At 71.4% G+C, this 17659-nt stretch carries 15 protein-coding genes; 8 read left to right on the top strand and 7 right to left on the bottom strand.

The window, feature by feature from the left end:
• Position 1: 1 nt before the first annotated feature.
• Positions 2–979 carry a fumarylacetoacetate hydrolase family protein gene (locus tag ACIGDI_RS19610; protein WP_399898088.1) on the bottom strand — a complete coding sequence of 326 codons (978 nt, stop codon included), beginning with the start codon at positions 977–979 and terminating at the stop codon, positions 2–4.
• A 33-nt stretch (positions 980–1012) separates the two neighbouring features.
• Positions 1013–2158, bottom strand: a complete 1146-nt coding sequence (locus tag ACIGDI_RS19615) for a VOC family protein (RefSeq protein ID WP_399898090.1) — start codon at positions 2156–2158, stop codon at positions 1013–1015.
• Positions 2159–2293: 135 nt separating this feature from the next.
• Here ACIGDI_RS19615 and ACIGDI_RS19620 point away from each other — a divergent pair, with 135 nt between their 5' ends.
• From ACIGDI_RS19620 to ACIGDI_RS19635, 4 genes are all read left to right on the top strand, one after another.
• Entirely contained in the window at positions 2294–2932 is a 639-nt protein-coding gene (locus ACIGDI_RS19620; RefSeq protein ID WP_399898092.1) for a TetR/AcrR family transcriptional regulator, read from the top strand.
• A gap of 402 nt (positions 2933–3334) precedes the next feature.
• Positions 3335–4498, top strand: a complete 1164-nt coding sequence (locus ACIGDI_RS19625; RefSeq protein ID WP_399898094.1) for a tryptophan dimethylallyltransferase family protein — start codon at positions 3335–3337, stop codon at positions 4496–4498.
• The gene (locus tag ACIGDI_RS19630) at positions 4495–5133 is read left to right on the top strand and encodes a hypothetical protein (protein WP_399898096.1); all 639 of its coding nucleotides are present in this window, start codon (positions 4495–4497) and stop codon (positions 5131–5133) included. The genes ACIGDI_RS19625 and ACIGDI_RS19630 overlap by 4 nt, the downstream gene beginning before the upstream one ends.
• Positions 5130–5957 (top strand): hypothetical protein, encoded by an 828-nt coding sequence (locus ACIGDI_RS19635; protein WP_399898098.1) that lies wholly within the window; start codon positions 5130–5132, stop codon positions 5955–5957. Before ACIGDI_RS19630 ends, ACIGDI_RS19635 begins: the two co-directional genes overlap by 4 nt.
• 34 nt (positions 5958–5991) lie before the next feature.
• Here ACIGDI_RS19635 and ACIGDI_RS19640 read toward each other — a convergent pair whose 3' ends face one another.
• Entirely contained in the window at positions 5992–6819 is an 828-nt protein-coding gene (locus ACIGDI_RS19640) for a MarR family transcriptional regulator (protein WP_399898100.1), read from the bottom strand.
• Positions 6820–6986: 167 nt separating this feature from the next.
• Between ACIGDI_RS19640 and ACIGDI_RS19645 the strand changes: the two genes are divergently transcribed.
• Together ACIGDI_RS19645 and ACIGDI_RS19650 are read left to right on the top strand one after the other, a co-directional pair.
• Positions 6987–7250: a hypothetical protein gene (locus ACIGDI_RS19645; protein WP_384816612.1), complete on the top strand. Its 264-nt coding sequence runs from the start codon at positions 6987–6989 to the stop codon at positions 7248–7250.
• Between the two features lie 136 nt (positions 7251–7386).
• Positions 7387–9183, top strand: a complete 1797-nt coding sequence (locus ACIGDI_RS19650; protein ID WP_390627644.1) for a phosphatidylglycerol lysyltransferase domain-containing protein — start codon at positions 7387–7389, stop codon at positions 9181–9183.
• Between the two features lie 39 nt (positions 9184–9222).
• Here the strand turns inward: ACIGDI_RS19650 and ACIGDI_RS19655 are convergent, their stop codons facing one another.
• The 3 genes from ACIGDI_RS19655 to ACIGDI_RS19665 all read right to left on the bottom strand — a co-directional run bounded on the left by ACIGDI_RS19655 (position 9223) and on the right by ACIGDI_RS19665 (position 13102).
• Positions 9223–9669 (bottom strand): flavin reductase family protein, encoded by a 447-nt coding sequence (locus tag ACIGDI_RS19655; protein ID WP_399898103.1) that lies wholly within the window; start codon positions 9667–9669, stop codon positions 9223–9225.
• Between the two features lie 110 nt (positions 9670–9779).
• Positions 9780–11906, bottom strand: a complete 2127-nt coding sequence (locus tag ACIGDI_RS19660; RefSeq protein ID WP_399898105.1) for a tetratricopeptide repeat protein — start codon at positions 11904–11906, stop codon at positions 9780–9782.
• A gap of 11 nt (positions 11907–11917) precedes the next feature.
• Positions 11918–13102, bottom strand: a complete 1185-nt coding sequence (locus tag ACIGDI_RS19665; RefSeq protein WP_399898107.1) for a hypothetical protein — start codon at positions 13100–13102, stop codon at positions 11918–11920.
• 368 nt (positions 13103–13470) lie between these two features.
• On the opposite strand from ACIGDI_RS19665, the gene ACIGDI_RS19670 reads away from it, so the two are divergent.
• Positions 13471–14070, top strand: coding sequence for a flavoprotein (locus ACIGDI_RS19670; protein WP_399898109.1), 600 nt, complete (start codon positions 13471–13473; stop codon positions 14068–14070).
• A gap of 31 nt (positions 14071–14101) precedes the next feature.
• Here ACIGDI_RS19670 and ACIGDI_RS19675 read toward each other — a convergent pair whose 3' ends face one another.
• A complete protein-coding gene (locus ACIGDI_RS19675) occupies positions 14102–17029 on the bottom strand; it encodes an AAA family ATPase (protein WP_399898111.1) in 2928 nt (975 codons plus the stop codon).
• Positions 17030–17346: 317 nt separating this feature from the next.
• Between ACIGDI_RS19675 and ACIGDI_RS19680 the strand changes: the two genes are divergently transcribed.
• Positions 17347–17607, top strand: a complete 261-nt coding sequence (locus ACIGDI_RS19680) for a WhiB family transcriptional regulator (protein ID WP_399898113.1) — start codon at positions 17347–17349, stop codon at positions 17605–17607.
• Positions 17608–17659 lie beyond the last annotated feature (52 nt).

Raw genomic sequence — 17659 nt, forward strand, 5'->3', positions numbered from 1 at the left:
CTTATCGGGCGTCCGTGACGGGGGTTCGCTGCTCGCCGAGGTCGATTCGGCCGTCCGGGGTCGCGATCGTCGCCGTGATCACGTCTCCGGAACGCAGGTAATGCGGGTTCTTCGCCTGTGACTTGAAGAACGCCTTCCACTTCACCGCGGGTGGCAGGAGGGCGCCGATCTTCTCGACCGGCTTCGGCGGAGCCTTCAGCGCCGTGCCGCCGGGTGTGCCCGTCAGCAGCAGGTCGCCGGGGTCGAGGGTCTGGAAGCGGGCCAGCAGGGTCAGGGCCTGCGCCGGACGGACGATCATGTCGGTCAGGGTGCGGTCCTGGCGCAGTTCGCCGTTGACGGACAACCGCAGCCGCAGGTCCAGGAGATGGGTGAAGTCCTCCGGCTCCAGCAGGGCGAGGTACGGGCCGGTCGGTGTGAAGGTCGGGTACGACTTGCTCTCGTAGAACTGGGTCTTGGTCAGCTGGACGTCGCGGGCGCTGACGTCGTTGGTGATGACCAGCCCGGCGACGTACGACGGCAGGTCCCGCTCCTCGACCACGGCGCCGATGGGCAGGGGTGCGCCCATGACGAGGCCGAGTTCGATCTCGTAGTCGAGGAACTTCACGTGGGAGGGCCGTACGACGGCGTCGCCGGGTCCGCTGACCGAGCCGGACGCCTTGCGGAAGAAGGCGGGCGGGATGTCGCCGGCGAAGCCCGAATCGCGGGCGTGGCTGCGGTAGTTGACCATCTGTGCGACGACCCGGCAAGGGGTGGTAACCGGCGAGAGGACGTCCAGGTCGGCGACGGGCGTGCCCGGGTCGCCGGCGAGAGCGGCTTCGCGTACGGCATCCCGGTCGGCGATCAGCTCGGCGGTGGTGACGGCTTTGGTGTGGACGGGGACGGCCCGGTCGACGGGGGTTCCCCCTGCTCGAGCGGAGTCGAGGGCTCGGGGGAGGATCACCCACCAGCCGTCGGCGGTGCGGAGGACGTTGGTGCTCATGTCGGTGCCTTTGCGAGAGGGAGGGGTCGGTGGTCAGGACCTGGTGGCCTTGAGCAGGCCCAGCAGGCGCGCGGGGTCCATCTCGTTGTCGCCGCGCAGGGCCTCGATGACGTCGCGGATCCGCTGCGGGGAGGGGTTCGCGCCGAGGAAGTCGCGGGTGGCGGGCGGGCCCCACTGGGCCAGGCCGCTCGTCGACATCGGCGCCCAGCCGGGTTCGACGTCGCTGGAGAACAAGTCGCCGTCGGCGAAGTGCTCCAGCATGAAACGGTCGGGGTCGCGCCAGTAGTCGAACAGCTGGCTGCCCTGGATGTGCCGGCCGATGCCCCAACTGCGTTGGTAGCCCCGCTCCTTGAGGTACTCGCCACCGGCGGCGATCGAGTCGAGGTCGGTGACCTGGTAGGCGGAGTGGACGTAGCCGGTGCCGGGTCCCAGATGCATCGCCAGCGTGTGGTGGTCGGACGGCACACTGCCGAGGTCGCAGCGGATGAACGCCATGGTCGGGCCTCGGTCGCGCTGCCCGTCCAGGAACAGGAAGTCGGAGACGATCATCCCCAGGGTGTCCAGGTACCAGTTCAGGGCACGGCCGAACACCCGCGTCTCCAGCACCACGTGGCCCAGGCGCTGAATGCGCGACGGCTCGCGGGGCGGGCGCTGCGTTGCGTTCGTACGGCGGGGACCGGTGCCGAAGTTGAACAGCAGCGGCTGCTGTTCGGGAAGCGCCGGCAGCTGCTCGCCGCAGTGCACCACGCGCACCGGGAAGCCCGAGGGGTCGAGCAGGTCGACCGCCTGGCCGCCGCCGGGTACGTCCGCCTCGCGCACGTCGGCCCCGGCGGCCCGGGCCAGGCGGTCCAGGTCGGCCCGCTCCGCGGCGCGGAACGCCGGGCCGATGAAGCGGGAGGTGCGCCCGCGCCGGATCACCATGCAGGGCGAGCCCGCGAAGGTGCCGCGCAGCCACAGCTCACGCTCCGTGCGCGCCGCGACACCGAACCCGAAATCGCGGGCGAACACTTCGGCGCGGTCCAGGTCGGGCTTCTCGAACTCCAGCCAGGCCAGGTCGGCGACCTTGATCACCGGGTTCCGGGACCGGCCGGGGTGCTCCCCTCGCAGCGCACCGTCTTCGCTGTGCAGGTCCTGGTGGGCCGTCCTGGCATCGGGCCCGTCGACGCGGGTTTCAGACATGGTGCCCTCCGAGCAACATCGCCTTAATGAGGGAATCATCAACTTTGACAGTTCCCTCGTCAAGGCCTCGGCCGAGTGAGTTGATGAATGCATCAGAGATGTGACCGCCATCGTCCGCGCGGTTAGACTCGCCGCATGCCTACGTCAGCCCCGCCCAGCAACCGCTTCGAGCGGCGGCGCGCCGAGACCCGTCGGGCGCTCATCGGCGCCGCCCGGCAGATCCTCGCCGAGACCGGGGACACCGGCGTCAGCATCCAGGCGATCGCCGAGCGCGCCGACGTCGGCTTCGGCTCCTTCTACAACCACTTCGAGTCGAAGTCCGAGCTGTTCGAAGCGGCGGTGATCGATGCCCTGGAGGAGTTCGGCCAGAGCTTCGACGAACGCCTCACGGGGCTCGACGACCCGGCGGAACTCGTCGCCGCGGGCTTCCGCCTCAGCGCCCGCATGGCCGACACCCACCCGGAACTGATGCAGGTCCTGCGCCGTCGCGGCCTCGGTTACATCCACTCCGACAACGGCCTGGCCCGCAGGGCGGTCCGTGACCTCGAGGTCGGCATGGCCTCCGGCCGCTTCACCGCCGTGGACCCCGCGGTCGCCCTCTCCGCCCTCGGCGGAACCCTGCTGTCCCTGGTGGAACTCCGATTCGCCCGCCCCGACCTCGACGGCGACGAGGCCGCGGCGAACCTGGCCGAGATGGTCCTGCTCATGCTGGGCGTACCGACGGCCGACGCCCACGAGGTCGCACGGCGCCCGCTTCCCGACGACCCTGCCTGAGCGGCCGGCCTCATGCAGTGACCCACGCGGCTGGTCGCGAGGTGACCAGGCGGGAAGCCGACGCGCCCAGCGGCGACTCGGACGTCACGTCGACCTGGTCGGCCGGGTAAGCCTTCGCAGCCGCACGCCGAGCGTGCCCGGCAGGTCGCTGCGCCACCCCCAGGGCCCCGCAACAGCACCGAGCAAAGACCCACCGAGCCCGTCGCTCCCCGTCCAGCGCCACCCTTTCGAAGCTCGTCGAAAAGATGGTCCGTGCGCTCGGGCGACTGGAGAGTGGTGATCGCGTCGGGCGCGGCGAGGGCTGTCGGCACCGGCGGTTAAACGGTTCGCGTGTGCTTGTTCCGCGGGACGCCGGCAAGGCCTGTGACATCCCCCGGCCACGCTCGGAGAAGGGACGGGTGAATGGACAGCATCTTCTCGGGCGAAGGGCGTTCCATCGGTGGGTTCCTGGGCGAGCGCTGGAGCGAGATGTGCGACGGGCTCGGCCTGCCGCAGTCCCTCAGCGGGCCCGTGACGGACCAGGTGCGGGATCTTCTTCGGCCGTGGGCCGATCTGCCCGTCGGGCAGGCGCCGCCGTTCCCCTCGTACGTCGCAGACGACGGCTTCCCCGCGGAGATGTCGGTGAAGTGGTCCCGGGGGCGGCCGGAGTTGCGCATCTTGTTCGAGGCGCTCGGCAACTCCCGGCCCATCACCGCAGCCTCCAATCGAGCCGCCGCGGCGGTGCTGACGGACCGGTTGGCCGGGGAGCCACTGGTCTGCCTGGACCGCTACGGGAAAGTGGCCGACATGTTCGCGCCGGGCGCGGGTCACGAGACAGCGCCCATCCCCGTGTGGCACTCCCTGGCCTGGAAGCCCGGCCGCCCTCCTGCCTTCAAGATCTATTTCGGGCTGTACGCCGTGGAGTTGACGGAGCGTCACGCCCTGGTGGGCGAGGCGATGGCACGTCTCGCCATGGGCACCGCCTGGGCCGACACCTCAGCGCGGGTGACCCGAGCGACACAGGCGGACGGAGTCGAGCGCGAGCTGGAGTTCTTCGCCCTCGACCTGGACGCCGGCGCGCGGGCCCGGGCCAAGGTCTACTACCGCAACCACACCGGCAGCGTCGCCGTACTGGAGCAGATGGCCTCCCTCGCCCGGACCCATGATCCGGACAGGGCCCGCTCGGCTTTCCGCGCTCTGCTCGGTACGGACCCCGAAGCCGCCGGAGAGGCCCCACTGACCTGCCTCGCCTTCCGGCCGGACGCCTCCTGCGCCGACGAGTCGACCACCTATCTCCGGGTGTCCACGTTCACCGCGTCCGATGAGGAAGCCGCGGACAGGATCGGCGCGTTGATGGCGCACGAGGGCCTCGACCCACGACGTCACCAGGCCCTGCTGCACGCCCTGGCGCCACGGCCCCTGAACCGGAGCCGGGGGCTGCAGGAGCTGGTCAGCTACCGCTCGCTGGGCCACGACGGCGACGTGTCCGTCTACTTCAGGTTTCCGGTCTACCCCCCACACCCCGCCCAGCCCGGCCCGCCGCCACAGCCATCCCGGCACACCCTCCAGGAGGACGACTCCCTATGACCACCATGCCCGCGCCCCTCCGGGAAGTCGTCGACAGGAACGAGGAGCACGTCCGCGCGTACCGCATCAGCGACCTGATCGTCCTGCTGGAGGACCCGACGACACCGGCGGCCACCAAGGACGCCGTACTGGCCCATGTGGCACCGTGGTCGGACGCGTTCCAGCGGATGATCAGTGTGCGGGCGGCGTTCGAGACCGACCCCCAGCTCAAGGAACTCGCCCTGCAGCACCAGCAGGAGGAGGTCGGCCACAACGACATCCTGGCGGACAGCCACCACACCGACCGGACCGCCGGATGGGACCCCGTCGTCGAAGCCGGAGCCGCCTGGTTCGTCGACCAGTTCCGCACCCTGCCCGGACTGCACCGTGTCGTGCTGGCCCACCTCGTGCTGGAGGCCGGGAGCCTCACCTTCAGCAACGCCGGCTCCCTGGCATTCCCCGGCAACGCCTACTTCGCCCTGCACGACGAGGCGGACGAGGAACACATCGAGATGGGCTACCGCCTGCTCGCCGAGCGCCAGGACTGGCGGCTCGGCGAGGTCACCGAACTCCTCGACCACGCCTGGCAGATCATCACCATGGTCTCCGACCGGATCGCCGAACTCGCCCGCCGCGACACCGCCGTACGGGCATGAACACGCTCCCCCAGCGGAGTCTCGACACCGACTCCGCCACCAGGATCGCCGAAGACGGCGCGAGGCTGTTCCAGCGGACCTTCACCGACCGCCTCGTCGCTGCCTACGCCCTGGGAAGCCTCGCGCACGGAGGGTTCGCACCCGCCGTCAGCGACATCGACCTCGCGCTGGTCCTGACGGGCCGCCACCACGACGACGATCGGACCGTCCACCGTGTGACCCTCGAACTCCAGGAGCGCGACAGCTCCCACCAACGGCTGTCGGTGTTCTGGAACTCCTTGCCCGCTCTGCGTACGGACCGCGAAGACGGCAGGTTCCCAGCCGTCGACCGGCTCGACCTCAAGAACAGCGGCACATTGCTCCTGGGCGCGGACGTACGCCAGGACGTCCGACAGCCTGGCGTCGACACGCTGGTGACCGACAGCGTCCGGTTCGCGCTGCGGATGCTCGCGCCGGACCCCGTCCTGGCCGAGTTCCATCACCCCGAACGCCTGGCGAGCGACGTCAGACGGTTCACCAAGGCGGTCCTGCTGCCCCTGAGGTTCCTCTACACCGCCGCGACCGCGGACTGCGGATCCACCGACGACGCCATCCGCCACCACCTCGCACACCCCTCACCGGTGGCCGAGGACCTCGTCCGAGCCGCGACGCGCGCCCGCCACGGCCAGCCTGACCCGGCGGTGCACCTCACCGAACTCCTCCGCACCGACCTCGTTCCGCTCTACCTCCACTACATCGACACCACCCTGCTCAGGCTTCCTCCCGGCACCAGCGACCTGTCGCAAGGCCTCATCCACTGGCGGACACGACTTCTGGACCGGTGAATGCAGTCGGTCCACATGCCGTTACGGCGGAGGCTCACCGCGAGCCCGCCGCCACCAATGTCGCGGTGATGGGTTCGAGCTCGGTGACCAGTTCGTCGAGCTCCGCGGGCGACAGGGCGTCGTACGGCGGGGCGGCGAGTTCGTCGGTCAGGGCTTCGATGCGCTGTCCGGTCGCACGGCCGGCGTCGGTGAACCGGCCGTCGGCGTCGACGAGCCCGCGCTCGCGCAAGCCGTTCATCACCGCGGCCAGCCGTGCCTTCGGCAGGTGGTGCAGGCGCCCGAACGACTCCGCAGGGTGGATGCCCTGGGCCAGCGCGGAGAGTACGTGGGCCTCGGTTCCGCCGATGCGCGCGCCGACGAGTGCGGCGACGTGCCCGTCACCGCGGTGCTCGCGCAGCATGGTCGCGGAGTGCCACAGCCGGGCGACCGGGTCGCTCGGCACCGGGAGGGTGCGCATCCCCGCGTACATCACCCGGCCTTCCATGGGCGCGCTCATGGCGGCTTTGGTGGTCAGATCGGCGGCGCGCGCCAGGCCCCGGGAGCCGGCCGTCCCGTCGCCGAGGATCCGTCGGAGAGAGGCCGCGCTGCCTCGCTCCCGCGCGGCGACGGACGCTTCGGGCGGGATCGTCTCCCATGCGCTCGGGATGTGCCGCGCCACCTCACCGTCGGCGAAGCTGTAGAAGGCGGCGTGGACGACCTCCGCGGGGACCCGCCCCAGTGGCGCGGCGCGGCTGGCGAAGTACCCGTCCCAGTAGGTGCGGTGGCCCAGCGCCGCCAGTTCCTCGTTGCACTCGTCGGCGAAGAAGGTGACGAGGCAGATCGGCTCCAGGAGCTCGAACATACGGCGAGCGGTGTGAGTCATGGGCCACATCATGCCTGCGGTGGCACCCGAGGGGGCCGGGACCGGCTGCAGCCTGCTGACGCCGCTCTCGGCGCCTTCCTGGACCCCATGGCGAACGGAACGGCCGAGCCCTACGTATTGTAGGGCCCCATCGGCCGCGCCGGATCGTCAACTCATCGGGGGTACTCATGCAGGGCACGGACACGCAGGAGGCCCGCCGCAGTGTCGCCCCCACGGTGGCGGTGCTGATCGTGAGCCTGCTCATCACGATGGAGGGCGTGTACGAGCTGTCCGGCTTCGGCCTGCACAGCCTCGACCGGCGCCCGCACCTGTTCAGCGACGGGCTGGCCACCGGCGGGGTGATAGTCGCGGCGGTGGTGGCGGGAACGGCGATCGGTAATCTGGCGTGGATCCTGGCGGCGCGCTGGCGGGTGGAGCGGGCACAGCGGTAACTTCACGCTCCCCGGATTCACACCGTTTCCCGCACTCGGGCCGAACCCCTTCCTTACCTGCACCGATATCCTACAGAGTGTAGGGTCAACTCCCCCGCCGTCGTCCCCCCAGCCGCCATCAAGGTAGTCGCTCACCATGGCCTCACAGCAGTCCGCCCTGATACCCCCGCGCCCGACCGCCGCGCAGCGCACCCCCGGCACTCAGCCGAGCCGCCTGCGCCGACGGGCCGCAGACGCCACCGTCTGGTACCTGCGGGTGATCGCCGTACTGAACATAGTGGCGGTGATGTCGCTCCCGTTCCGGCAAGAGGTCTACGAGCACAACAACGGCCGTATCACCCTGCACCTGCACCGGCAGCACGCCCACCACTCCGGCCAGTTCTTCACGCCGTACCTGGCCACCGCGGGTCTGATCTCCGCTGCCCTGGCGATCTTCTTCGTGCTGGTGATGCGCCGCCGCAAACGGGCGGCCTGGGTCGTCAACCTCGCCCTGTCCGCTCCCCTGTTCGTGCTGTACGTCCTCGCGCTCACCCAGCACGAGTACCGTGCCCACGCCTTCAACTGGCTCTCCGCCGCCCTCACCGGTCTGTTCGTCGCCGCGCTGCTGATCAGCCGGCGCGAGTTCCACGCGGTGGGCGACCCCTCCAACCCGAAGCTGGCACTGGCCGTCGGCGTGGGCGGCCTGGTGGTCACCGGCGGCCTGGGCACCCTCCTCGTGCACGCGACGAACACGATCCCGGGGGCCACCCTCGCCGACGAGCTCGGCTACACGCTCCTGCGCGGCGTCAGCGTCGGCCCGCTCGCCGACCGCGTCTCCACGGTCCACGCTCCCCGCTGGACCGACATCATCATCAACATCCTCCTCGCGGCGGCCTTCTGCCTGGTCCTGTACGCCCTCTTCCGTTCCCCGCGCGGCCGCCGCCTGCTCGGCCCCGAGGACGAGGAACGGCTCCATGCCCTGCTGGACAAGCACGGAGCCCGCGACTCGCTCGGCTACTTCGCCCTGCGCCGCGACAAGGCGGCGATCTTCTCCCCGACCGGCAAGGCTGCGGTCACCTACCGCGTCGTGGGCGGCGTCAGCCTGGCCTCCGGCGACCCGATCGGCGACCCGGAGGCCTGGCCCGGAGCGATCGACGCCTGGCTGACCGAGGCCCGCCAGCACGCCTGGACGCCCGCGGTGATGGGCGCGAGCGAAGAGGCGGGCACGATCTACGCCCGCCACGGCCTGGACGCCCTGGAACTCGGCGACGAGGCCATCGTCGACATCGCCGACTTCACCCTCGAAGGCCGCGCGATGCGTGTCGTACGGCAGGCCCACAACCGGGTCCGCCGGGCCGGCTACACGGTCCGCATCCGCCGCCACGAGGACATTCCGGCCGACGAGATGGCGCTGCTCATCGACCGCGCCGACCACTGGCGCGACGGCGCCACCGAACGCGGCTTCTCCATGGCCCTGGGCCGCCTCGGCGACCCGTCCGACGGGCGTTGCGTGATGCTGGAATGCCGCGACGCCGACGACGTCCCCCGGGCCCTGCTGAGCTTCGTGCCCTGGGGGGAGCACGGCCTGTCCCTGGACCTGATGCGCCGCGATCGCGCCTGCGAGAACGGGCTGATGGAGTTCATGGTCGTCGAACTCCTCCTGCGCGCCGCCGAACTGGACATCCGCCGCGTCTCCCTGAACTTCGCGATGTTCCGCTCGGTCTTCGAACGCGGCTCCCGACTCGGCGCGGGACCGGTCCTGCGCCTCTGGCACGCCACGCTCACGTTCTTCTCCCGCTGGTGGCAGATCGAGTCCCTGTACCGCGCGAACGCCAAGTACCGCCCGATATGGGAACCCCGCTACCTGCTCTTCGCGAGGAGCAGCGACATTCCCCGGATCGGACTGGCGAGCGCCCGGGCGGAGGGGTTCCTCACCCTTCCCGGCAAGAACTGACCAGGGGCCGGGCCGAGCATCGCGGTCGTCTCCGGGCGCTCAGGTGAAGGTGCCGAGCCGGCCGCTGGCGCCGTCGAAGCGGATCAGGGGCGGCACCTTGCGGAGAGCGCCGTAGTGGCTCGGCCGGCCGAGCACCAGCGTGTGGTCGGCCACGGGCCAGTCGTGCTCCACCCGGCACACGGCCGTGGCCAGCGCCGCGTCCAGCAGGGGTACGCCGTCGACGAGGTGGTGGGGGACAGTGGCGAACCGGTCGCCCGGCGCGGTGGCGAAGTGACCGGCGAGCGCGGTCTGGTCGCCGCCGAGCACGTTGACCGCGAACACGCCCCTCGCGCGGAGCGTCGCGAGGGTGCGGCTGCCGTCGGCCAGGCAGACCAGGAGCAGGGCCGGCTGGAGCGACACCGAGGTGAACGCGGTCACGGTGCAGCCCACCGACCGCCCTTGACGTCGGCTGGTGACCACGGTGATGCCGGTGGCCCACGTCCGCATGAACCGGTGGAACCGGTCCGAGCTGTGGGGATCATCGGGACCATGGGGAGTATCCGGCTCGTCGAGAGCGGATGGCGCCGCGGTCGCGTCCTGCCGCAGGGGGAGGCGGCTCATGCCGCACCGGCCGACATCGCCGAGCCGGTCACCGAGCGAGCCGCGTCAAGGTCGGCCCGTTCCGCCTCATGGTCGCCCAACTCGCCGTAGCACTGGGCGCGTTGACGCAGCAGCTCGGCCTGGTCGGCGCCGGGCAGGTCGAGCGCGAGCGTGTAGTCGTCGACCGCGGCCCGCCACCGTTCCGCGGCCTGGTGCACGTAGCCGCGGTTGTAGCGAAGGTCGGGGTCGGTCGGTCGGAGCTCGACGGCACGGGTCAGGTCGCGCAGTGCCGTTTCGACATCTCCGGAGTCGAAGGCGAGCGCCGCACGGCCTGCCAGGGCCGCGACGCAGCCGGGGTCGCCGGCCAGGGCCAGGTCGAAGTCATGACGAGCGGCCTCGGCCGAACCGGCCTCCCAGGCCAGTTGGCCCCGCACCTGCAGCAGCCGCGCCTCGTCGGGAGCCAGCCGCAGGCCCTCGGCCAGCAGCGGCTCCACCGCCTTGGCCTGCCCGGTCTCCAGAAGCAGGCCGATGAGGTTGACGCGGGCGTCGAGCTCGGCCGGTTCGAGTTCCACCACGCGCCGCAGGTCGGCGATCGCACCCTCCGCGTCGCCCATCGAGGCCAGCAGGTCGGCCCTGTTGAAGTGGACTTCCCAGAACGGGGGGCTGAGCGAGATCGCGGTGTCGTAGTCCGCCAGGGCGGCCGAATCCTCCCCCAGCTTGTGCAGCAGCTCGGCCCGGTCGAAGTAGTAGTCGGGGTAGTTGGGGTCGAGGGCGATCACCGTCGTCAGGTCCGCCAGCGCGTCCTCGAGCCGGCCCAGCGCCGCCAGGACCCGGCCCCGGTTGTGGACCAGGACGGAGCGGTGCAGCCGGTGCCGGTCGGCCGGCAGCTCCGCGTCCAGGCGCTTCAGTCCCGTGTCCACCAGGCGAAGGGCCTCGGGCAGGTTGCCGAGGTGCATCTCGACCAGGGCCATGCCGTTGCGCTGGAAGACCGAGTGGAAGCTGCGCTGTTCGGCCTCGGGCAGCAGGGAGGCCAGGGTGATCGTGTTGCTGAGGTAGCTCTTGGCCAGCTGGTGGTCGCGCAGTTCCGGCGGGTGCATGCGGGTGTAGAGCATGGCCAGGGCGTAGCCGGTGAACATCTGCGCCATGGGCAGGGCGTAGCGGGCCCGCACCTCCAGATACAGTTCCTCGGCCTCGCGCGTGCGCCCCAGCAGCGCCAGTGCCGAGGACATCTTGCCGCTGAAGTCCCAGTAGCGTTCGGCTTGTTCGGGATCGATGACGGCCCTGGCGCGAGTGCCGTAGTCGAGCACGGCGTGCCACAGGCCCAGGCCCGCGGCGTAGTAGACGGCTTCGTGCAGGGCCTCGCCACCGGCTCCGGCGGGGTCGGTTCCCCGTTCCAGGTGGTACGGGACGGCACCGAGACGCAGGCTCCAGTCGCCCTCGCGCAGCAGCACGGCGGCGCGTTCGTCGTGCCGCCTGGCGCGCAGGCCCGCTTCGGCCGCTTCGTAGGCGGCCAGCGCGTCGGGGTCGTCGCAGGTGCCGTCCGAGGAGATGTACGTGTGCAGCAGCTCACCCTGGTCACGGCGCGCCGGGGTGGCGGACGCGTTGCCGGCAGGGGTGATGCGGGTCGCGTACCGCGCGAGGGCCGAGGTCAGCTCGTCCGGCAGGTCACCGCCCCGGCTGCCGACGGTGACCGAGATCGGCATGCCGTGGGTGCGCCGGAGCAGGATGGCCAGGAATTCCTGGTCGGTGTGGTCGGCCTCGTCGACGTCCGTGAAGCACAGGCTGAGCGTCCCCGATCCCCGCAGATTCGTGTACGAGTGGAGGAACTCGACCAACCCGTGGGCGAGTCGGCGTGTGCGTGCGGCGGCGTAGATACGGGTGCGCTCCTCGGGGACGGCCAAGGAGGTGAGGGTCTCCGGCGCGGCACCGATGCGGTCCTTCAGTTCCGGAGCCGTCGAGAGGATCTCGATGGCGTGCGCCTTCACCAGCTCGGGCCAGCGCGCGTACACGCCCGGGACCAACGCCCGGACCAGTGATCCAGCGCCGGTGTACGGACCGCGCAGCCGGCGGTGACAGCCGACCGTCACCTCGGCCGGTCCGTCGCCTGGTCCGTGGGGGCCGGAGCGCCACAGGTGGGTGTTCATGGGGCCTTCCTTCAACGTGAGTCGGTACCGGACTGCGACGCCTCGCGGCGAGCGACCAGGATCAGGAGCGTGAACTCGGCGGCGAACAGGCCGACCGATGTGGCGGAGTCCCAGAAGCGGCCGCCGTCCGCCGTGCCGTGCGCCAGCGCGGGGCCGAGCCTTGTCACGAAGCCCACCAGCAGGGGGACGAGGGCGAGTACGGCGGTCGCCACGAGGAACCCGACGCCTCCGACGGTGATCAGCGCGAATGAGGGCGCCATCCGGCGGTCGCGCTCCGACCACGCGGAGTCGGCGCCGGTGTCGCTGTTGCCGTCGGCATCGGCGGTGAGGCGCCGCAGGCCCGGCAACCGGTGCGCCTTGCGCCGGAGGTAGGCGGAGGTGGCGCCGTGCAGGTCGTCGCAGCCCAGGAGGGTGGTGAACACGTAGTACAGGTCGGTGCGCAGGAAGACGTAGAACTGCCAGACGAGCCGCAGCAGAACGGTGTACGCGATGGCGAGTGCCAACCGGCAGGCCCAGCCCGATCCTGCGGCACCCACCAGGGTGAGGCCGCTGAACAGCAGGACGTCGGCGAGCATGCCCGCGAGGAACGGCAGATAGCGCTTCTTGCGCGGAACGCTGTACAGCCCGTCGAGGTGAGCCTCCACCACGACGAAGAACAGCCGCCGGCTCACCGACAGCCGCGTGGGCAGCCCCAGTCGGCGGCCGGCCAGGACATGGAAGAACTCGTGCCAGGAGACGGCCGGCAACTGGGCCAGGGCCAGCACCAGTTGGACCGCCACGAGGGACGGTGTGAAGAACACGGCGTCCGCGTGGGGCCGTACCCGAGGATGCGTCACCATCATGGCCACGCAGGTCACGACCAGCGCCGTATAGGCGATCCAGGCCGCGGGGGAGAACGTCCACGCGCCGAGCCGCAGCATCCGCAGCCGAGACGGCACGGCAGCCGGCTGCGGCCCCTCCCTGACGAAGCCCAACTCGCGCAGGGTGGAGACGAAGTCGCCGATGTCGACGCGCTCACCGAACTCCCCCAGATACCACCGGGCCGCCTCGTCGGCCGGGTGGCCGGCGGCGAGCCGGCGCAGCAGGGCCGCGCCGTCGTGGGGCAGCACGGCGTAGGACTCGGTGTCGGGGCGTCCCACCACGACGCCGTCGCGTTCGTCGACGAAGGTCAACGGGTGGAATTCGATGGCCGGCATGGGCGTCGCGGACCTCCTCGGCGCTACGTTGCGGAAGGAGCCGCACCCCCGGCCGCCGGGGCACGGCGGACAGGGGTGCGGACAGGCGGCGTCAGCAGCCGACGAACGTGTAGGCCGACGCGGACGACGTGAGCTTGATGGAGCCGGTCTTGCGAACGGTGATCTTCTTCATGGGTTTCACCTCCCCCGGTACCTGGTGGCGATCCTGCGGAGCACCGCCGGGTGGGCGGCTCGGCCACCCACACTGGCTCCCGACCTGTCGCCGGCGCATGGGGGTACGACCCCCGTCTTCGGCCGCCCGCCGACGGCCACGAATGGGGGCCGCACCCCCATGCGGGACGCGGAAGCGGCGTCGCAGGGTGAAGGGCATGCGAGACGACGCCCTCTCGGTCATCGCCTGCGGGTCCAGCGCGGCGAGCCAACTGCCCCAGTACCTGACGTGGTTGCGCCAGGAGATCGACCTCGGCCTGCGGGTCCTGCTCACCGCCGACGCCGCCCGCTTCGTCCAGCCCCAACTCGTCGCCTGGCACGCCGACGAGTGCTACACCAGCGATGATCCCGCCCTGAACCCGGTCGAGTTCGCGAGGCGCTCCGCGGCCGTCATCGTGCTGCCGGCCACCGCGAACACGCTCGCGTCCGCGGCCCTCGGGCTGGCCGCGACGCCGGCCCAGACCGCCCTGTTGGCCGTCGAACGCCCGGTGCTGTTCTTCCCGAACATGAACCGCGCCATGTGGACCAAGGAGCCCGTGCGACGCCATGTCGCCACACTGCGGACCGACGGTCATACGGTCGTCGAGCCGCAGGAGCGGGTGGTCTTCGAGCTGTGGCGACGGGAGAACGCGGTCGGCATCACGATGCCCGCACCGGACGAGACGGCCTCGACGGTCGTCGCCTGGCTGGAGAAGACACTGGCGGACGAGGTGGACGAGGTGGTCGACGGGCGGGACGAGGGGCCGACGGACGGCTGAGGACCGCCGTCGCCCCTGTCTCAGACAGTCGTCATCCGTCGACCTGACGCAGCCGAGCCGCATACGCGTTGAGCGCCGCCCGGTTGCCCTGATCGGTCTTGCTGATCAGGCTGGCGACATGCTTCTCGACCGTGCGCGGCGAGATGAACAGCCGTGCGGCCAGCGTGCGGTTGTCGAGTCGGTCGGCCAGCAGGCGCAGCACCTCGTACTCCCGTGGCGTGACACCCAGCAGACGGAGCGGCTCCGGGACCACCGGCCCGTTGGGGCCGGTGCGACGGGGCACCACCGCACCTGCACGTCGCAGCAGATTGCGGCACGCCCCGGCGACGGCCTCGACTCCCGCCCCGTGAAAGTACTGTTCGGCCTCGCGCAGCCAGAGCACTGGATCGCCCCAGCCGTCCGTCTGCGCGGCCTCGGCGACCAGGCGCAGCCCCAGATGCGCGGCCGGCGGATACGGCTTCGCCAGCGCCCGGGCCTCCGACACGGCATCGGCCGCTTCGTCGCCCCGCCCCTGCCGCCCCAGCCGGACGGCCCGGGCCAGCACCACGAACTGCCGGTTCCAGCGAAGTCGTCCGGCTTCACCCGGCTCCGCCCCACCCAGGGGGTCGGGATCCGCGTCCAGCGCCTCCAGGAGGACGGCCAGCCCGTACTGTCCGGTCAGGGGGTACGGCGCCGGGCGTACGGCATCGTCGGCCGCCGCCCGCTTCAGGGTCAGCCGGGCCAGCTCGCGGTCCTCCTCCAGCAGCGCCCGGACGACGCCGCCCAGGCCCTGGGCCAGCGACGCCCACGACGAGGGTGATCCGCCCGCGCCCAGAAGCACTTCCAGCGGGGCGTGCCTGCCCTGGTGGGCCGCGCCGATGGCCCGTACCGCCACCAGACAGTGCGCGTCCTCGCCGGTGAGCTTCGACCGCTCCTCCCGCGCCCGGTAGGCCTCGGTGAGCTGCTGCGCCTGCGCGTACTCGCCCCGCACCACGTGGTCCAGCCCGAGCATGAGATCGGCGGAGGTCCGCACCGCCCGCGCCCCGACGTCCCGGGCCTGTCGACGCACTCGGAGCAGCGCGTCGCGCTCGCCGTCCACCAACCAACGCTGTGCTGCCAGGTGCAGCATGGCGTGAATCCGCCACAGGGGCAGCTCATGCGCCTCGGCGAGAGTCCGCATCCGGGTGAAGCAGTACGCCGCCTCCTGCGAGCCCTGCTGCAGAGCCAGTTGACCCCGTACCCGCCAGGCCCTGCAGGCGACGGCCGGCAACCCGGTGCGCTCGGCCTTGACCGTGGCCTGCTCGGCGAGCCGAGCGGCCGTCGACGGGGCGGTGTGGATGGTCAACTGAGCCTCGACCGCGTCGAGTCCGGCCGTGTGCCGGTCCTCCGCACCCGGGCCCAACGCGCTGCGCCCGGCGCGTACTTGGGCCAGCGCGGCCATCGACTGACCGTGGGCGTGCCACAGCCAGGCCAGCCGCGTGTGCAGCCGGGCCACATGCACCCCCGCCACCCCGAGTCCCTCCAACTCGTCGAGCGTGGGCGCGAGTCGAAGCCCACGGTCAATCCGTCCATTCTCCGCCAGCGCGACCAGCAGCTCGTCGAGGACATCGACCCGGACCCGCGGTTCGTCGCCCTCGCCGAGCAACTCCCACGCCCGCTCCAGCAGTTCTACGGCGATGGAGATCCGCCCCGCCGACAGGGCCCGGCGCCCGGCGGTGGCGAACAAGGACGCCGCTCCCGGCCGGTCGCCGGCGGAGAGCCGCAGTCCGGCGGCGAAGGAGCACCACCGGCCGGGCAGCCCCGGATGCAGTTCGGCCGCCGCCTCGGCGGTACGGCGGGCGAGCGCGGCCCGGTCCGCCGGGGTGAGCCGCGCCAACAGCGCCGGCGCGGTCAGCGCACCGCGAAAGCCGTACCACCCGCCGGCAGGGCCGTCCGGCGTGATCAGCCCGGCCGCATCCGCCGCGCGCAGCCGCGCGAACAGCTGCGCCTCGGACAGCCCCCAGGCCTGGCGCAGCACCGACACCGGGAACCTTTCTCCGATCACCGCCGCGGCGGACAGCAGCCGGTGTCCTTCGGGGCCCAGCCGTGCCGCCCGCCGCGCGATGCTGTGCTCGACCGCCGCAGGCACGGGGCCAGGCACTCCTGCCAACAGCCGGCACCCCTGCGGGCCGGTCACGAGCCCGCCGGTGTCGACCAAGGTGCGCAGCAACTCCTCTGCGACGAAAGGGTTTCCGCTGCTGTCCCGGTACAGCCGCTCCACGACGTCGTACGGCACCCTGTCGACGGCGATGTCCAGGCACGACGCCGCGAGCCGCGCCACCTCGGCCCGGCTCAGCGCGCCCAGGGTCAGCAGTGTGCCGGCGCGACGCCGTGCCAGGGTCCGGGCGAGGTCCTCCGGCGCGCCCGAGCCGGACCGGAAAGTCACCGCCAGAACGCTGCCCTGACCTGCGATGTTGTCCGCCAGGTATTCCACCACGGCCAGCGTCGCCGGATCGGTGTCGTGCAGGTCCTCCAGGACGAGCAGGCTCCCCGAACCCGCTCCGACCACGGACAGCAGACGCAGCACCGACTCGCCGAGGACCACAGGCGAGTCCTGCGGCCCGGTGGGCGGCCCAGAGTGCTCGTACTCGGGCACGACACGGCTCAGTGCGGTGCGATACGGCCCCAGCGTCCCGATGCCCGGTCCTCCGCCCTCGCGCGAGAGCTCGCGGAAGAGACAGGCCAGGGCCTCGCTGAAGGGCCGCAATGCCACGACGGGGCTGGCCGGACTGCCCCGGCCGAGCAGCACGCGCATCTCCCGGCCGCGGGCGATCTCCACCGCCTCCCGCACCAGCCTGGTCTTGCCGATGCCGTCCTCACCGGTCAGCAGGACCGTCGTACCGTGTCCGTCTCGCGCCCCGTCCAACGCCTCCTTCAGCACACGTAGTTCCTCTTCACGGCCCACACAGATCGATAAGTCGTCCCTGCTCGCTGCCGACATCGCACCCCCGCGCGTTCGACTCGTGTCCTGACGTGTCGGTCATGTGCAGCGCACGGGCGCGAATCATGCGGATGCATCCATCGGCCCGCCGCGCACCGCGCAGTCTGGTTTCGCCGACAGGTGCTGTCACTCGGGGTTCCGCCCAGCGGACTGCGCCCTCGCTGGGAGGAGACTCAGCGTCCACCACAGCCACGATGTCGAGAATGCACGCTATAGCCTTTCGTCGGCGTGTGACATAGGATTCCGACCACCTCTGCCGGGATCGCGGCTTATGTCGCGATCAGACCTGTGCCCTGATGAGACCGCGGAGGTGCGGTATGAGGCGTTCACCCTGGCTCGAGTATCAACACTCTGCCTGGCGCCTGCAGGCGCTGTGCGTCGGTGAGGACCCCGAGCTGTTCTTCCCGCTGGCCGAGACGGACCGCGCAACAGCGCGCGCTCGGGCGGTGTGCCGGCGGTGCCCGGTGCTGCTCGACTGCCGGGACTGGGCCATCCGTCACGGCGAGACGGACGGTATCTGGGGTGACACCACAGCGAGCCAGCGCAGAGCGATCCACAGTGCCGCGCTCGACAGGTGATCGTCCGGTCCGGTGACCGGCGGGGAAGCCCCGTTCCCGGGTCCGCGGTGCC

Origin of the sequence: Streptomyces sp. NPDC085900, assembly GCF_044540925.1 — a bacterium.
In the GTDB taxonomy this organism is placed as follows: Bacteria; Actinomycetota; Actinomycetes; order Streptomycetales; family Streptomycetaceae; genus Streptomyces; species Streptomyces gilvifuscus.

What these genes read in the sequence shown, in the direction of transcription:
- ACIGDI_RS19610 (WP_399898088.1), bottom strand. Translation starts at nt 979, where the DNA reads ATGAGCACCAACGTCCTCCGCACCGCCGACGGCTGGTGGGTGATCCTC.
- ACIGDI_RS19615 (WP_399898090.1), bottom strand. Translation starts at nt 2,158, where the DNA reads ATGTCTGAAACCCGCGTCGACGGGCCCGATGCCAGGACGGCCCACCAG.
- ACIGDI_RS19620 (WP_399898092.1), top strand. Translation starts at nt 2,294, where the DNA reads ATGCCTACGTCAGCCCCGCCCAGCAACCGCTTCGAGCGGCGGCGCGCC.
- ACIGDI_RS19625 (WP_399898094.1), top strand. Translation starts at nt 3,335, where the DNA reads ATGGACAGCATCTTCTCGGGCGAAGGGCGTTCCATCGGTGGGTTCCTG.
- ACIGDI_RS19630 (WP_399898096.1), top strand. Translation starts at nt 4,495, where the DNA reads ATGACCACCATGCCCGCGCCCCTCCGGGAAGTCGTCGACAGGAACGAG.
- ACIGDI_RS19635 (WP_399898098.1), top strand. Translation starts at nt 5,130, where the DNA reads ATGAACACGCTCCCCCAGCGGAGTCTCGACACCGACTCCGCCACCAGG.
- ACIGDI_RS19640 (WP_399898100.1), bottom strand. Translation starts at nt 6,819, where the DNA reads ATGACTCACACCGCTCGCCGTATGTTCGAGCTCCTGGAGCCGATCTGC.
- ACIGDI_RS19645 (WP_384816612.1), top strand. Translation starts at nt 6,987, where the DNA reads ATGCAGGGCACGGACACGCAGGAGGCCCGCCGCAGTGTCGCCCCCACG.
- ACIGDI_RS19650 (WP_390627644.1), top strand. Translation starts at nt 7,387, where the DNA reads ATGGCCTCACAGCAGTCCGCCCTGATACCCCCGCGCCCGACCGCCGCG.
- ACIGDI_RS19655 (WP_399898103.1), bottom strand. Translation starts at nt 9,669, where the DNA reads ATGCGGACGTGGGCCACCGGCATCACCGTGGTCACCAGCCGACGTCAA.
- ACIGDI_RS19660 (WP_399898105.1), bottom strand. Translation starts at nt 11,906, where the DNA reads ATGAACACCCACCTGTGGCGCTCCGGCCCCCACGGACCAGGCGACGGA.
- ACIGDI_RS19665 (WP_399898107.1), bottom strand. Translation starts at nt 13,102, where the DNA reads ATGCCGGCCATCGAATTCCACCCGTTGACCTTCGTCGACGAACGCGAC.
- ACIGDI_RS19670 (WP_399898109.1), top strand. Translation starts at nt 13,471, where the DNA reads ATGCGAGACGACGCCCTCTCGGTCATCGCCTGCGGGTCCAGCGCGGCG.
- ACIGDI_RS19675 (WP_399898111.1), bottom strand. Translation starts at nt 17,029, where the DNA reads ATGTCGGCAGCGAGCAGGGACGACTTATCGATCTGTGTGGGCCGTGAA.
- ACIGDI_RS19680 (WP_399898113.1), top strand. Translation starts at nt 17,347, where the DNA reads ATGAGGCGTTCACCCTGGCTCGAGTATCAACACTCTGCCTGGCGCCTG.